The organism is Pseudomonas antarctica, assembly GCF_900624995.1.
Taxonomy (GTDB): Bacteria; Pseudomonadota; Gammaproteobacteria; order Pseudomonadales; family Pseudomonadaceae; genus Aquipseudomonas; species Aquipseudomonas antarctica.
The window spans coordinates 1-14,262 of sequence record NZ_UYXQ01000025.1; the positions used below are offsets into that span (position 1 = coordinate 1).

Sequence of the window (14,262 nt, forward strand, 5' to 3'; positions counted from 1 at the left end):
CGGCCTTGGTATCCCTGTTGACTCCACTGGCCCCTTCGCGAGCCAGCCCGCTCCCACATTTAACCGCGTTTATCCTGTAGGAATGCGGTCGAATGTGGCAGCGGGCTTGCTCGCGAAGGGGCCGGCATTGGCAACACACCTCTAGCTCTCCTGCGCCCGGTAAGCCCCTGGCGTCAACCCTGTCCACTTCTTGAACGCCCGATGAAACGCCGACGGTTCGGAAAACCCCAACTGCTCGGCGATCTCCTGCAATGACAAATCCGCTCGCCCCAAGTGGTAGATGGCGATGTCGCGCCGCAACTCATCCTTGAGCGCCTGAAAGCTGGTGCCTTCTTCGCGTAAATGCCGGCGCAGGGTTTGCGGGCTGATGTGCAGGTGCTGGGCGACGGCTTCCAGGTCTGGCCAGGGCGTGCGGTCGCGACTCAACAGGCGGCGCAGCTGGCTGCTCAGGCTGTCGCCTTCATCCGGCCGCGACAGCAGGTCGGCGGGAGAACGCTCGAGAAAGTGCTTGAGTGTCCGTTCGTCCTGCAACAACGGCAGGCTTAGGTAGCGCGCGGGAAACACCAGGCTGCTATGTGGCGCACCGAATACCAGGGGGCAGGGGAAGAGCAAGTCATATTCGCCGGCATGCGCGGGCATCGGGTAGCTGAACGTTGCCTGGTGCAGCCGAATACGCTGGCCGATCAACCAGCTGCCTAGGCGATGCCAGATCACCAGCAGGCATTCACTGAGAAAGTGATCCGGGTCCCACAGCTGCGAATCGTCCAGGCTCAGGCAGGCCATGTCGCCTTCTCTTGTCAGCTGCCACCGGGGACCCTGTGGGAATAGGCTGTAAAATAATAAGCCGCGCTCCAGAGCCTTCTCCAGGGTGCGGCAGTGAATCAGCGCGTGGCACATCATGGCGAAGGTGCCGCGTTTGCTTGGGCCTTCGGCAAACCCCAGGTATTCGTCATCCAGCCCCAGCCAGAGCATTTGCAACAACCGGGTAAATTGCTCGGGGGCGATGCGGGCACGGGGTTCGGCCAGCAACTCTGGCGTGATGCCCACCTGCAGCAGCAGGGGCGAGTAATCGTAGCCCGCCCGGCGCGCACCGCCGAGGGCGGCTCGGGCGTAGTGACTGGCGATCGTACGTTCACGCATGTGAGGGCCTCGTCCATGGAGTGGCGGATGGTAGCCATCACCGCGAAAAGCGACAAGGCGGATATCCGCCAAATTGTAGGACGAGACCGGGTGGGTGGGCGGATTTCCGCCACCGCGTGCGCCTGCTGATGGCAGCAGTTAGCCCCCACAGCCCTGATGTCTAAAGGCCTTCAAGGTTTTTGAGCAAAATGGCACGGCGTTTGCGTTAGAGATTGCAGCGCGGGAATGTTCCTACAGTCCTCGCAAACAACAAATCCCTCCAGTGCAGGAGGGTTCGCAATTCAAGTGTCGTGGGCAATGGCGGATCTTTGCCACACGGTGCGATTGAGGAACTTTGCAATGACGACTCGTCAGCCACTGTATAAATCCCTGTATTTCCAGGTGATCGTTGCAATCGTTATCGGTATTTTGCTCGGTCACTTCTACCCGCAGACCGGCGTGGCCCTCAAGCCACTGGGTGATGGCTTTATCAAGCTGATCAAAATGGTCATCGCCCCGATCATCTTCTGCACCGTTGTCAGCGGCATCGCTGGCATGCAAAGCATGAAATCGGTCGGCAAAACCGGTGGCTACGCGCTGCTGTACTTCGAAGTTGTTTCCACCATCGCCCTGCTGATCGGCCTGGTCGTGGTCAACGTTGTGCAGCCGGGTGCCGGCATGCACATCGACGTAACGACCCTCGACGCATCTAAAGTCGCAGCCTACGTGACTGCCGGTGCAGACCAGAGCATCGTTGGCTTCCTGCTGAACGTGATCCCGAACACCATCGTCGGCGCTTTCGCCAACGGCGACATCCTGCAAGTGCTGATGTTCTCGGTGATCTTCGGTTTCGCCCTGCATCGCCTGGGTGCCTACGGCAAGCCGGTGCTGGACTTCATCGATCGCTTCGCCCACGTGATGTTCAACATCATCAACATGATCATGAAGCTCGCGCCACTGGGTGCCCTGGGCGCCATGGCGTTCACCATCGGTGCCTACGGTGTAGGTTCCCTGGTGCAGTTGGGCCAACTGATGATCTGCTTCTACATCACGTGCATCCTGTTCGTGGTGGTAGTGCTGGGCTCCATCTGCCGCGCTCACGGTTTCAGCGTCCTGAAACTGATCCGCTACATCCGTGAAGAGCTGCTGATCGTTCTGGGTACTTCCTCCTCCGAATCCGCACTGCCACGCATGCTGATCAAGATGGAGCGTCTGGGCGCGAAGAAATCCGTCGTAGGCCTGGTGATCCCCACCGGCTACTCGTTCAACCTCGACGGTACTTCGATCTACCTGACCATGGCTGCCGTGTTCATCGCCCAGGCGACTGACACACACATGGACATCACCCACCAGATCACCCTGTTGCTGGTGCTGCTGCTGTCCTCCAAAGGTGCTGCAGGCGTGACCGGCTCAGGCTTCATCGTTCTGGCTGCCACCCTGTCGGCCGTTGGCCACCTGCCGGTTGCCGGCCTGGCGCTGATCCTGGGTATCGACCGCTTCATGTCTGAAGCGCGCGCACTCACCAACTTGGTGGGCAACGCTGTTGCCACCTTGGTTGTGGCCAAGTGGGTCAAGGAACTGGATGAAGACAAGCTGCAGGTAGAATTGGCTTCCGGTGGTCGCGGTATCTCCGACACCCGTGAAGAAGATGACCTGGGTGTGGCTGAAGGCCCGGCCCCTGCCGTGAAGTAACAATGCTCAGGGCGTGATAAACCCCTAAAGCTCTGCAAACGCCCCGACTTGTTCGGGGCGTTTGCATTTCTGGCGGGTCACTTTTGGTATTTTTTGATTTACAGTCAGTCACCACTTCATCAGTCGCCCTGGGTGACCTGCGCAGATGAAACTCGCGTTGGCTAACCCGTTCTATAACTCATTATTCAGTCGGTTATTTACGCCGCATCGTGTGCAGGAGTATTGATGGACAGTGTGGATCTGAATGTCTTGCGCAGCGTGCTCGACTGGCGCCGCGCCGGGCACCGCGTGGTGCTTTACAGTGTGGTTCAGACTTGGGGCAGTGCGCCGCGTCCGCCTGGGGCTATGTTGGCCTTGCGTGGCGATGGCGTGGTGATCGGGTCGGTGTCCGGCGGCTGCATTGAGGATGACTTGATTGCGCGCTTGCAGGACGGCCGCTTGGCGGCAGATGGGCCGCCGGTGCAACTGGTGACCTACGGCGTCACCCGCGATGAGGCGGCGCGTTTTGGCCTGCCTTGCGGCGGGACATTACGCCTGACCGAGGAGCGCGTGGACCGCTGGGACTGGGTCGCCGAATTGCTGGCGCGGTGCGAGGCCCATGAAATCGTTGCGCGCGAACTGGACCTGGCCACTGGCGCTGTGAACTTGAGCGTGGCGAGCAAAACCGACGTCGTGAGTTTTGATGGCGAGCGCCTGCGCGCGATCTATGGGCCACGTTGGCGCCTGCTGTTGATCGGCGCTGGGCAGCTGTCGCGTTACGTGGCTGAGATGGCGCGGTTGATGGATTTCGAAGTGCTGATCTGTGACCCGCGTGAAGAGTTCGTCTATGGCTGGGAAGAGCAGCATGGGCGCTTTGTACCGGGCATGCCGGATGAGGCGGTGTTGAATATCCAAACCGACGAACGCACCGCCATTGTGTGCCTGACCCACGACCCACGCCTGGATGATATGGCGCTGCTGACAGCGTTGAATTCCACGGCGTTCTACATTGGTGCCCTGGGTTCGCGGGTCAACAGCCAGAAGCGCCGAGAGAACCTGGCGGCGCTGGGTCTGTCTGCCGAGGCGATTGCACGTTTGCACGGGCCGATTGGGTTGCATATCGGCAGTCATACCCCATCGGAGATTGCGCTGTCGTTGCTAGCGGAAATTGTCGCGATCAAAAATGGTGTGGCGCCGGTGCAAAAGAAGCCATTGCCGGTGGCGGCCGAATGACGGTTACGGCAATTGTGTTAGCGGCCGGGCAGGGCAGTCGTTTTCGCGCTGAGGCGGGGGCTGATAACGATAAGTTGTTGACCAATTGCGTAGGGCGCGATGGTGTTACGCGACCGATGATCGAGCAGGTGTTGTTGAATTTGCCTGCGTGTGTGACTGCGCGCTGGATAGTGACCTCCCCGGACCGGCCTGAAGTGGTTCGCCTGGCGCGGGCCTACGGCTGCGAAGTGTTGCTGCTGCGCTCGGCCGGCATGGGTGACAGTATTGCGGCGGTCGTCGCCGCCGCTGGCTCAGCTGAAGGGTGGCTCGTGGTATTGGGCGATATGCCGTTTATTTTGCCTTCGAGTATGGTGCAAGTCGTTGCCGCGCTGGGGGACGATCGCATCAGCGTACCGTTGCATGACGGGCAGTACGGGCACCCCGTCGCATTTGGTCGTTCGCTCGGCCCTGCCCTGATGGCGTTGAGCGGCGATCGCGGTGCCAAGCCGCTGTTTGCCAAAGCCTGTGTGCGGGAAGTCACAGTCGATGACCCCGGGGTTTTGTGGGATGTGGATGTGCCGGGGTTGCTGCACTACGGCAACTGACAGTGCGATGGCTTTTCAGTTTTTCTCTTCTAGACTGCTGTATGTGGCTAAGGCGTGATGTATCCAAACTGACTGCTATTAGCCTTGCTACGTGGTATCAGTTCAAAGGTGGAATGCTGTTATTGCCTGCTGTTTCATGCCCCGAAGTGGCATTATTTTCTTTCTAGGCTGACGTGTAAAAATCAATTTACAGTGAGTGCCTTTCAATACCAGGACGATCGCTTTGACCTGGTACCCAAGCCAGTTGCTAATTAAGGCGTCTTGTGCGCGTTAATGGGTAAATGCATGCGACGGTGAAGGGCGTCCAGGCAAGCCAGCTCCCACCGTTGAATGCATTTCGAATCAATATTGGCGTGTGTTCAGCGCCATAAAAAAGCCCCGCCTGATCACTCAGGCGGGGCTTTTTAGTGGCTGATGGAATCAGGCGAGGGGTTTAGGCTCGTGTTCTGCTTCCAAAGCCTTTGGAGCGTGCTCAACCACTGTTTCAGCAGGCAGGGCTTGCGCCTCGCCCCCTTCGACAGCGGCCGGTGCGGCAGCGGCAGCGGCGGCGGCTGCCTCAGCTTCCTTGCGGCGGCGACGCACTTCACGTGGGTCGTTCGGCGCGCGGCCGTTTTCGGTCAGGGCGCTAGCAGGAGCGGCTTCAACCACCGGAGCGGCGATTTCGGCAACCACCGGCGTTTCAACCACCGGCTGAGGCTCAACCACTGGTGCTGGTTCGGCAACCACTTCGGCAACCGGAGCCGGCGCTTCCTCTACCACGGGTGCAGGGGCTGGCGCTTCAACCGCAGCGGCTGGCTCGGCGGTCCACTGGAAGGCGGTCTGTTCTTCGCGAACTTCACGCACGGCCGGGGCGGCCTCTTCGACAACCGGTGCTTCAATGACGGCTTCAACCAATGGCTGAGACTCAACCACCGGTGCAGGGTCGACAGTGACCACTTCCACTTCGGGTTGAGCTTCGCGAACCGGTGCAACTTCCACTTCTGGAACCACTGGGGCTTCGATTGGGGTAGTTGCTTCAACAACCGGCGTTTCTACTGCAGGTGCTTCTACCACGGGCGTTTCAGCAACCGGTGCTTCTGGTGCTTCTACAACCACGGTTTCTTCAACGGCAGCGGTGGCGCGTTCAGCTTGCTCGTGCGCCTGGGCTTCAGCCGGTGCGCTGATCACGGTGCTTGCAACGGCAGCTGTCACCGCCAGGCCAGCAGCCAGTTCGGCGCCCGTCGGCTCGGTGGTGGCGGCTTCTGCGTTCTCGCCGGTCTCTTCCGAGCCTTCGATTACATTGCCGTTGGCATCACGTTGACGCTCACGACGGTTGCTGCGACGACGCTGGCCACGGGAGCGGCGGCGTGGACGATCGCCTTCGGCGTTGTCCTGGCCATCGTCCTGCAGTTGCTCTTCGCCGGTCAGCACTTCTTCTTCGCTGGCAGCAGCGGTTTGCTCGGTGCGTGGTTGACGCTCTTCACGCGGTGGGCGCGGCTGGCGCTCTTCACGTGGGGCGCGCTCTTCACGCGGCTGGCGAGCCGGGCGTTCTTCGCTGGCAACTTCGGCAGCAACAGCCGGGGCAGCGTCCAGTGGCTCGCGCAGTTCACGCACACGTTCTTCACGCTCGCCACGTGGCTTGCGATCTTCACGGGGTGCGCGTGGGGTACGGGGTGCGCGCTCTTCACGCGGTGCACGTTCTTCACGGGCTACGGTCGGGGTTTCTTCACGGGCTTCGCGAGGGGCACGCTCTTCACGTGGTGCGCGTTCTTCACGCGGAGCACGCTCTTCGCGAGGCTTGCGCTCTTCGTCACGGCGACCGTTGCGGTTACGGCTTTGCTGACGGCCGTTGCGACGCTCTTCGTTGCGTGCTGGGCGTTCGGTGACGGGTTTTTCAACCACAACCGGGGCCGCAGGCTCTTCTTTGGTCGCGAACAGGCTGACCAGCGACTTCACCAGGCCTTTGAACAGGCTTGGCTCAGGCAGGGCGGCCGGCGCGGCAACTGGGGCGGCGACTTCAGCAGGCACCGGTGCATTGGCGCGAGCTGGAGCCGTCTTCACGGCCGCTTCCTGGCGAACCAGGGTGCGGGTCGCGGCAGCTGGCTGGACTTCTTCCACTTCCGCCGCAGCGGCGGCGATTTCGTAGCTGGACTGGCCGCTGTGAGCTTCCGGGCTGTCATCACGCAGGCGCTGCACTTCGAAGTGCGGCGTCTCGAGGTGATCGTTCGGCAGGATGACGATACGGGCACGGGTGCGCAGTTCGATCTTAGTGATCGAGTTGCGTTTTTCGTTGAGCAGGAAAGCGGCAACCGGGATCGGCACTTGCGCGCGGACTTCGGCGGTGCGGTCTTTCAGGGCTTCTTCTTCGATCAGGCGCAGGATCGCCAGGGACAGCGATTCAACGTCACGGATGATGCCGGTGCCGTTGCAACGTGGGCAGACGATGCCGCTGCTCTCACCCAGGGATGGGCGCAGGCGCTGACGGGACATTTCCAGCAGGCCGAAGCGTGAGATACGGCCGACCTGTACGCGAGCACGGTCAGCTTCCAGGCATTCGCGGACTTTCTCTTCCACGGCGCGCTGGTTCTTGGCCGGGGTCATGTCGATGAAGTCGATCACGATCAGGCCGCCGATGTCACGCAGGCGCAGCTGGCGGGCGATTTCTTCAGCCGCTTCCAGGTTGGTCTGCAGGGCGGTTTCTTCGATGTCGCTGCCTTTGGTCGCTCGCGCCGAGTTGATGTCGATGGACACCAGGGCTTCGGTCGGGTCGATCACAATGGAGCCGCCGGAAGGCAGTTCGACCACGCGCTGGAAGGCGGTCTCGATCTGGCTTTCGATCTGGAAACGGTTGAACAGCGGAACGCTGTCTTCGTACAGCTTGATCTTGCTGGCGTACTGCGGCATCACCTGGCGGATGAAGGTCAGGGCTTCGTCCTGGGCTTCAACGCTGTCGATCAGCACTTCACCGATGTCCTGGCGCAGGTAATCGCGGATGGCGCGGATGATCACATTGCTTTCCTGGTAGATCAGGAACGGCGCGGAACGATCCAGGGACGCTTCTTTGATAGCGGTCCACAGTTGCAGCAGGTAGTCCAGGTCCCACTGCATTTCTTCGCTGCTGCGGCCCAGGCCGGCAGTGCGAACGATTAGGCCCATGTCGGCCGGTGCGATCAAGCCGTTCAGCGCTTCACGCAGTTCGTTGCGCTCTTCGCCTTCGATGCGACGGGAAATGCCGCCGGCACGTGGGTTGTTCGGCATCAGGACCAGGTAACGGCCAGCCAGGCTGATGAAGGTGGTGAGGGCAGCGCCCTTGTTGCCACGTTCTTCTTTTTCGACCTGAACGATGACTTCCTGGCCTTCGCTCAGGACGTCCTTGATGTTCACGCGTCCTTCAGGGGCTTTCTTGAAGTATTCGCGGGAGATTTCTTTGAGGGGCAGGAAGCCGTGGCGCTCGGAGCCGAAATCGACAAAGGCAGCCTCAAGGCTTGGTTCGATGCGAGTAATACGGCCTTTATAGATGTTGGCCTTCTTTTGCTCGCGTGCACCGGATTCGATGTCCAGGTCGTAGAGGCGTTGGCCATCTACCAGTGCAACACGCAACTCTTCGGGTTGAGTTGCGTTAATCAGCATTCTTTTCATGTTGTACCGTCGGTTTCCGGGCTGCCGGAAACGGCGTTCGGCACACACGACTTCTCACGGTCGGTGTCAGGTGCGTCAAGAGTGGTTGGCCACTCCAGTGTCCAGCAAAAACCCGCCAATGTGGGCCGGTATCGCGACGGACGCGTCCTGCTTGTTAGCGGTGGTGCAAAGGCACCACTTCAACAAAAGCTAAGGTCAGGAGGAGGAATCAACCGGCGACTGTGGACGAGATGAAGCGTCTAAATATAAGCCTAGTGCTACACGGTCCGACGGTTGTGCATCTCCACCCTACACGTATCCCTGATAATTCGGGTGCTGCCGCGCGCAGAATCCGCAGCGGGTTGGCATTTACCGTGTTCTCCAATGGGGAGTCCACGCTCATGGCTAAACAAGACTAGGTGTGGGCGATTGCGCTCTCACTCAGCTCTTAACAGGCTTTGTTTCCGAAGCATTCGCCATGGTCTGGCTCAAGACTGACTGCACTTTGTGAACTGGCCGTAAATATCGGCGCAGAACGCGAGTATTCACTCTGCTTTCTGCACTCGCTTCAGGCCTCATGTCACCTGCGCTTGTTACAATCTCAAGCCTTCCACGATGGCGAAAGCCCCGTAGGACGGCCTCGCGTCCTGATGAATTGCGATGGTCAGGGCCGGCAGTTTGCCGCAAGTCCTCTGTCCAGGCCGCTTTTGACGGCGTTCGCGACTATAGCAGCAATGATTAAGTGCTTCAATTCCATAAAAAATTGTTATCATCGCCGCCATGACGACTACCGCCCCCCAGACCCCCAGCGTCCAGCTGCTTGAGGTCTCGCCGGAATATGCCGGCCAACGCATCGACAATTTTCTATTGGCCAGGCTCAAAGGCGTGCCCAAGACCTTGATTTACCGCATCTTGCGTAAAGGCGAAGTGCGCGTGAACAAGGGCCGCATCAAGCCTGAGTACAAGCTGCAGGCGGGCGATATCGTCCGTGTGCCGCCGGTGCGCGTGCCTGAGCGTGACGAGCCCGTACCGCTGGCCCAGGGCCTGCTGCAGCGCCTTGAGGCCTCGATTGTCTTTGAAGACAACAAGCTGATCGTGATCAACAAGCCGTGCGGCATTGCCGTTCACGGCGGCAGCGGCCTGACCTTCGGCGTGATCGAAGCCTTCCGCCAGTTGCGCCCGGATGCCAAGGAACTGGAGCTGGTCCATCGCCTCGACCGCGATACCTCCGGCCTGCTGATGATTGCCAAAAAGCGCAGTATGTTGCGCCACCTGCACACCGCCCTGCGTGGTGACGGTGTGGACAAGCGCTATATGGCGCTGGTGCGAGGCAACTGGGCCAGTTCGATCAAGAGCGTTCGTGCGCCGTTGCAGAAGAGCAACCTGCGCTCCGGCGAACGCATGGTCGAAGTGGACGAGGAGGGCAAAGAAGCCCTGACCTTGTTCAAGGTGCTGCGTCGCTTCGGCGATTTCGCCACCTTGGTCGAGGCCAAGCCGGTGACCGGTCGTACCCACCAGATTCGCGTGCACACCTTGCACGCAGGCCACTGCATTGCTGGCGACACCAAATACGGTGACGAGGATTTCTCCAAGGAAATCCGCGACCTGGGCGGCAAACGTCTGTTCCTGCATGCCTACATGCTGACGGTTCCGCTGCCGGATGGCGGTGAGCTGAAGTTGCAGGCGCCGGTCGATGAGATGTGGGCCAAGACCGTGGAGCGTTTGAGTGTCGCACCTTGATTACAAGCTGCTGATTTTCGACTGGGACGGCACCCTCTGTAATTCCATTGGTCGGATCGTCGATTCAATGCACGCAGCCTCGACCCGCTCGGGCTTTGCGTTGTGCACTGATCTGGCGGTAAAAGGCATTATCGGCCTGGGCTTACCTGAAGCGATCCGTACCTTGTACCCGCAGATCAGCGACGCTGAACTGGTCACCTTTCGTGACCATTACGCTGATCACTACATTGCGCTGGAGGCCACGCCTTCTGCGTTATTCGACGGGGTGGTGCCTTCGCTTGAGGCGTTCCGCGCCGAGGGTTATCACTTGGCTGTGGCCACCGGCAAGGCCCGTCGCGGTCTGGACCGGGTGCTCAAGGCGCATGGGTTTGAAGATTATTTCGACATCACTCGTGCAGCGGATGAAACCGCCAGCAAACCCCACCCTCTGATGCTGGAGCAGATCCTGGCGCATTGCGGCGTAGCGCCGCGCCAGGCCTTGATGGTGGGTGATGCGTCCTTCGATCTGATGATGGCGCGCAACGCCGGCATGGACAGCGTGGCAGTCAGCTACGGTGCGCAGACTGCCGAGGCCTTGCAGCAATACGAGCCTAGGCTGACGATTGATCATTTTTCTGAACTGCAGGCCTGGCTCAGCCGGGCCCAATAAGTCTTTGCTGGGGTTAATGGCATGAGTGACGAGTGGAAAACGCCCGAAAAGGCCGAGAGCGGCGATGATAAAAGCTGGAAGTTGCTGGAGAAGACCCTTCTGGCCAGCGTCCAGGAGCAGCGCCGTTCGCGGCGTTGGGGGATTTTTTTCAAGCTGCTGACCTTTGTTTACCTGCTCGGCATGCTGGCGCTGTTCAGCCCGCTGATGGATATGGAAAAAAGTGCCACTCGTGGCAGCAACTACACCGCCTTGATCGAGGTGCGTGGGGTAATTGCCGACAAGGAATCCGCCAGCGCCGACAATATTGTCAGCAGCTTGCGTGCTGCGTTTGAAGACCCGAAGGTCAAGGGTGTGATCCTGCGCATCAATAGCCCGGGCGGCAGCCCTGTTCAGTCGGGTTATGTGTATGATGAGATTCGTCGCCTGCGCGGGCTGCACCCTGATACCAAGTTGTACGCAGTGATCTCTGATCTCGGCGCCTCGGGTGCTTATTACATCGCCAGCGCCGCTGACCAGATCTACGCCGACAAGGCCAGTTTGGTTGGCTCCATTGGTGTGACGGCCGCCGGTTACGGTTTTGTCGGCGCTATGGAAAAGCTCGGCGTGGAGCGTCGCACCTACACCTCCGGCGAGCACAAGTCGTTCCTGGACCCGTTCCAGCCGCAAAAGGCTGATGAAACCCAGTTCTGGCAGGGCGTACTCGATACCACTCACCGTCAGTTCATTGCCAGTGTTAAGCAGGGGCGTGGTGATCGTCTGAAGGACAAAGACCATCCGGAGTTGTTCTCTGGGCTGGTGTGGTCGGGTGAGCAGGCCTTGCCGCTGGGCTTGATCGATGGCCTGGGCAGTGCCAGTTCGGTGGCGCGGGATGTGATTGGCGAGAAGGAGTTGGTGGATTTCACGGTTGAGGAATCGCCGTTTGACCGCTTCTCCAAGAAGCTCGGCGCCAGCGTGGCGGAGAAGTTGGCCCTGTACATGGGCTTCCAAGGCCCCACGCTGCGCTGATACCTGCAGCTTGGTGTAGATCAACAGGTGGGAGGGGGCTTGCTCCCGATAGCAGTGGGCCAGTCAGTTATCTGTAGCTGAGCCATCGCAATCGGGAGCAAGCCCCCTCCCACATCTGTTTTTGTGGTGGGCTTAAGGGATTTGCACGCCTTCAGCCAGCAACATGTCCACCAGGCGAATCAGCGGCAAGCCTATGAGGCTGGTGGCATCCGGCCCTTCAGTGCTCTGAAAAAGGCTCACACCCAGCCCTTCAGCCTTGAAGCTGCCGGCACAGTCATAAGGCTGCTCGACACGCAGATAGCGCTCAATGCGGCCCACGTCCAATACGCGCATGTGCACGGTAAACGGTACGCAGTCGACCTGGCAGTGCCCGGTCTCGCTGTTAAGCAGCGCCAGGCCGGTGAGGAAGCTCACGCGCTGGCCGCTGGCTGCCAGTAATTGTTCGCGGGCATTTTCGAAGGTGTGGGGCTTGCCGATGATGCGTCCGTCCAGCGCAGCTACCTGGTCCGAGCCGATGATCAGGTGCCCTGGATGGCTGTCGGCGAGGGCGCGGGCTTTCTCTTCGGCCAGGCGTTTGACCAGCTCGATGGCGGGCTCATTTTTGCGGTGGCTTTCGTCGATGTCCGGCGAGCTGCAGATGAACGGCAGGTGCAGGCGGCTCAGCAATTCCCGACGGTAAACCGAGCTGGATGCGAGTAATAAAGGCAGCATGGGCGTCTCCTTAAGGCAGTTTGAGATTCTAGCGAGGCGACCCGCTGACGCACAGGGCTGAATTTCCTTTGACATGGCTGGGTGCATCCCTATAATGCTGCGCCTATGTTGAATGACCCGATTCCACCTCACGTTGACCCGCGCAAATTGGCAGATCGTGGCACTTCCCTTCAAGGTGAATTGCTGCTGGCCGATTTGGAGAGACTCTGCGACCCGCTTTCCGACACTGTCGGTACGGTGCAGGCCAAATTCGTTTTTGAACGAGATGAACGTAAGTCTGTGGTAATCCACAGTTTTATCGACACCGAAGTCAAAATGGTTTGCCAGCGTTGTCTTGAGCTGGTCACCCTGCCGATTCACAGCGAATGCAGTTACGCTGTGGTGAAGGAGGGTGCGAATACCCAGTCGTTGCCGAAAGGTTATGACGTGCTGGAACTGGGCGAAGATCCTTTGGATCTGCATGCACTGATCGAGGAGGAGCTTTTGCTCGCCTTGCCCATTGTGCCTGCTCATCATCCGGAAGAATGCCAGCAGCCGGAGGGTCTCGATGACGAGGCCGAGCCGAGCGAGGACGAGGTAACGCGGTCCAACCCGTTCAGTGTATTGGCGCAGTTAAAGCGTGACCCAAACGTTTAGGAGTTAATCAATTATGGCTGTTCAGCAGAACAAAAAATCCCGCTCTGCCCGTGACATGCGTCGTTCGCACGATGCCCTGACGGCAAGCACTCTGTCTGTAGAAAAAACCACCGGTGAAATTCACCTGCGTCACCACGTATCGCCAGAAGGCGTATACCGTGGCCGTAAAGTGATCGACAAGGGCGCTGACGAGTAATCACTTGTCTGCTCAAGTCATCGCGATTGACGCAATGGGCGGGGACTTCGGTCCCCGCAGCATTGTTCAGGCTTGCATTGCCAGCCTGTCTGCAACGCCCTCGCTGCACCTGACCCTCGTCGGTCAACCTTCCCTCCTTGAAGAACTGATTGCCAGCCATCCGGCGGTCGATCGCGCGCGCCTGACGGTTACAGCGGCCAGGGAAACCATCAGCATGGATGACAAGCCGGCGACAGCCCTGCGCGGCAAGCCCGACTCGTCAATGCGCGTGGCCCTTGAGTTGCTGCGTGATGGCAAGGTGCAAGCCTGTGTCAGTGCCGGCAATACCGGGGCGTTGATGGCGTTGTCGCGGCATGTGCTCAAGACGCTGCCCGGGATTGACCGGCCGGCGATGGTCGCGGCGATCCCCACACAGAAAGGCTATTGCCAGTTGCTGGACTTGGGCGCGAACGTTGATTGCACTGCCGAGCACTTGTTCCAGTTCGCCGTGATGGGCTCAGTGGCCGCTGAGGCGTTGGGCGTGACCCGGCCGCGGGTGGCGTTGCTCAATATCGGCACCGAAGACATCAAGGGCAACCAGCAGGTCAAACTCGCGGCCACCTTGTTGCAAGGTGCGCGGGGCTTGAACTACATCGGTTTTGTCGAAGGTGACGGCTTGTATCGCGGCGAAGCCGATGTGGTGGTGTGCGACGGGTTTGTCGGCAATATCCTGCTCAAGTCCAGCGAAGGCTTGGCAACCATGATCGCCACGCGTATCGAGGCCTTGTTCAAGCAGAACCTGGTGTCACGCGTGGTCGGCGCCCTGGCGTTGCCGTTGATGCGCCGCTTGCAGGCCGACCTGGCGCCGGCGCGGCATAACGGGGCGAGCTTTTTGGGGTTGCAGGGCATTGTCGTTAAAAGCCACGGTTCGGCGGGCGTGCAAGGCTTTCAAAGTGCGATTGCGCGGGCGTTGATCGAGATTCAGGAAAACCTGCCGCAACGCTTGCGCGGGCGTCTTGAGGACCTGTTGCCTTAGGCGAATCGGCTCGGGAGTGCTTAAATGTGACCGGCCAGTTCAATTGACCATCCAATCTGTCAGTTTCGTGCGTTCCCCTCCTTGGATTCATCTCAAAATTGGGAGC

General features: G+C 59.8%; 12 protein-coding genes. 9 read left to right on the forward strand and 3 right to left on the reverse strand.

Annotated elements, in window-relative coordinates; all coding sequences use genetic code 11:
• Positions 1 to 141: 141 nt before the first annotated feature.
• Complete coding sequence (locus E0F99_RS15225) at positions 142 to 1,140, reverse strand: AraC family transcriptional regulator (protein WP_083357188.1); 999 nt, start codon at positions 1,138 to 1,140, stop codon at positions 142 to 144.
• Positions 1,141 to 1,479: 339 nt separating this feature from the next.
• Here E0F99_RS15225 and E0F99_RS15230 point away from each other — a divergent pair, with 339 nt between their 5' ends.
• The 3 genes from E0F99_RS15230 (at position 1,480) to E0F99_RS15240 (ending at position 4,607) form a co-directional block, all read left to right on the forward strand.
• Entirely contained in the window at positions 1,480 to 2,811 is a 1,332-nt protein-coding gene (locus E0F99_RS15230) for a dicarboxylate/amino acid:cation symporter (protein ID WP_083357189.1), read from the forward strand.
• Between the two features lie 225 nt (positions 2,812 to 3,036).
• Positions 3,037 to 4,023, forward strand: a complete 987-nt coding sequence (locus tag E0F99_RS15235) for an XdhC family protein (RefSeq protein WP_083357190.1) — start codon at positions 3,037 to 3,039, stop codon at positions 4,021 to 4,023.
• Complete coding sequence (locus E0F99_RS15240) at positions 4,020 to 4,607, forward strand: nucleotidyltransferase family protein (protein WP_083357191.1); 588 nt, start codon at positions 4,020 to 4,022, stop codon at positions 4,605 to 4,607. Before E0F99_RS15235 ends, E0F99_RS15240 begins: the two co-directional genes overlap by 4 nt.
• 420 nt (positions 4,608 to 5,027) lie before the next feature.
• Here the strand turns inward: E0F99_RS15240 and rne are convergent, their stop codons facing one another.
• Positions 5,028 to 8,225, reverse strand: a complete 3,198-nt coding sequence (gene rne / locus E0F99_RS15245; RefSeq protein WP_083357192.1) for a ribonuclease E — start codon at positions 8,223 to 8,225, stop codon at positions 5,028 to 5,030.
• A gap of 759 nt (positions 8,226 to 8,984) precedes the next feature.
• Here rne and rluC point away from each other — a divergent pair.
• From rluC to E0F99_RS15260, 3 genes are read left to right on the forward strand one after another with little or no spacing between them, the layout of a single operon-like run.
• Complete coding sequence (gene rluC, locus E0F99_RS15250; RefSeq protein WP_032886795.1) at positions 8,985 to 9,944, forward strand: 23S rRNA pseudouridine(955/2504/2580) synthase RluC; 960 nt, start codon at positions 8,985 to 8,987, stop codon at positions 9,942 to 9,944.
• Positions 9,931 to 10,593, forward strand: coding sequence for an HAD-IA family hydrolase (locus E0F99_RS15255; protein ID WP_083357194.1), 663 nt, complete (start codon positions 9,931 to 9,933; stop codon positions 10,591 to 10,593). Before rluC ends, E0F99_RS15255 begins: the two co-directional genes overlap by 14 nt.
• A gap of 21 nt (positions 10,594 to 10,614) precedes the next feature.
• Positions 10,615 to 11,598 (forward strand): S49 family peptidase, encoded by a 984-nt coding sequence (locus E0F99_RS15260; RefSeq protein WP_083357195.1) that lies wholly within the window; start codon positions 10,615 to 10,617, stop codon positions 11,596 to 11,598.
• Positions 11,599 to 11,730: 132 nt separating this feature from the next.
• On the opposite strand, the gene E0F99_RS15265 is transcribed toward E0F99_RS15260, so the two are convergent.
• A complete protein-coding gene (locus E0F99_RS15265; RefSeq protein WP_083357196.1) occupies positions 11,731 to 12,309 on the reverse strand; it encodes a Maf family protein in 579 nt (192 codons plus the stop codon).
• A gap of 105 nt (positions 12,310 to 12,414) precedes the next feature.
• Here E0F99_RS15265 and E0F99_RS15270 point away from each other — a divergent pair, with 105 nt between their 5' ends.
• Genes E0F99_RS15270 through plsX form a run of 3 tightly spaced genes read left to right on the forward strand, consistent with a single transcriptional unit; the run spans position 12,415 to position 14,156 of the window.
• Positions 12,415 to 12,945, forward strand: a complete 531-nt coding sequence (locus E0F99_RS15270) for a YceD family protein (protein WP_032886799.1) — start codon at positions 12,415 to 12,417, stop codon at positions 12,943 to 12,945.
• A 13-nt stretch (positions 12,946 to 12,958) separates the two neighbouring features.
• The gene (gene rpmF / locus E0F99_RS15275; protein WP_008152339.1) at positions 12,959 to 13,141 is read left to right on the forward strand and encodes a 50S ribosomal protein L32; all 183 of its coding nucleotides are present in this window, start codon (positions 12,959 to 12,961) and stop codon (positions 13,139 to 13,141) included.
• Between the two features lie 4 nt (positions 13,142 to 13,145).
• Positions 13,146 to 14,156 (forward strand): phosphate acyltransferase PlsX, encoded by a 1,011-nt coding sequence (plsX, locus tag E0F99_RS15280; RefSeq protein ID WP_083357197.1) that lies wholly within the window; start codon positions 13,146 to 13,148, stop codon positions 14,154 to 14,156.
• The last annotated feature ends 106 nt before the right edge of the window (positions 14,157 to 14,262 follow it).

What these genes read in the sequence shown, in the direction of transcription:
- E0F99_RS15260 (WP_083357195.1), top strand. Translation starts at nt 10,615, where the DNA reads ATGAGTGACGAGTGGAAAACGCCCGAAAAGGCCGAGAGCGGCGATGAT.
- E0F99_RS15265 (WP_083357196.1), bottom strand. Translation starts at nt 12,309, where the DNA reads ATGCTGCCTTTATTACTCGCATCCAGCTCGGTTTACCGTCGGGAATTG.
- E0F99_RS15230 (WP_083357189.1), top strand. Translation starts at nt 1,480, where the DNA reads ATGACGACTCGTCAGCCACTGTATAAATCCCTGTATTTCCAGGTGATC.
- E0F99_RS15225 (WP_083357188.1), bottom strand. Translation starts at nt 1,140, where the DNA reads ATGCGTGAACGTACGATCGCCAGTCACTACGCCCGAGCCGCCCTCGGC.
- E0F99_RS15270 (WP_032886799.1), top strand. Translation starts at nt 12,415, where the DNA reads ATGTTGAATGACCCGATTCCACCTCACGTTGACCCGCGCAAATTGGCA.
- rluC (WP_032886795.1), top strand. Translation starts at nt 8,985, where the DNA reads ATGACGACTACCGCCCCCCAGACCCCCAGCGTCCAGCTGCTTGAGGTC.
- E0F99_RS15235 (WP_083357190.1), top strand. Translation starts at nt 3,037, where the DNA reads ATGGACAGTGTGGATCTGAATGTCTTGCGCAGCGTGCTCGACTGGCGC.
- E0F99_RS15240 (WP_083357191.1), top strand. Translation starts at nt 4,020, where the DNA reads ATGACGGTTACGGCAATTGTGTTAGCGGCCGGGCAGGGCAGTCGTTTT.
- rpmF (WP_008152339.1), top strand. Translation starts at nt 12,959, where the DNA reads ATGGCTGTTCAGCAGAACAAAAAATCCCGCTCTGCCCGTGACATGCGT.
- rne (WP_083357192.1), bottom strand. Translation starts at nt 8,225, where the DNA reads ATGAAAAGAATGCTGATTAACGCAACTCAACCCGAAGAGTTGCGTGTT.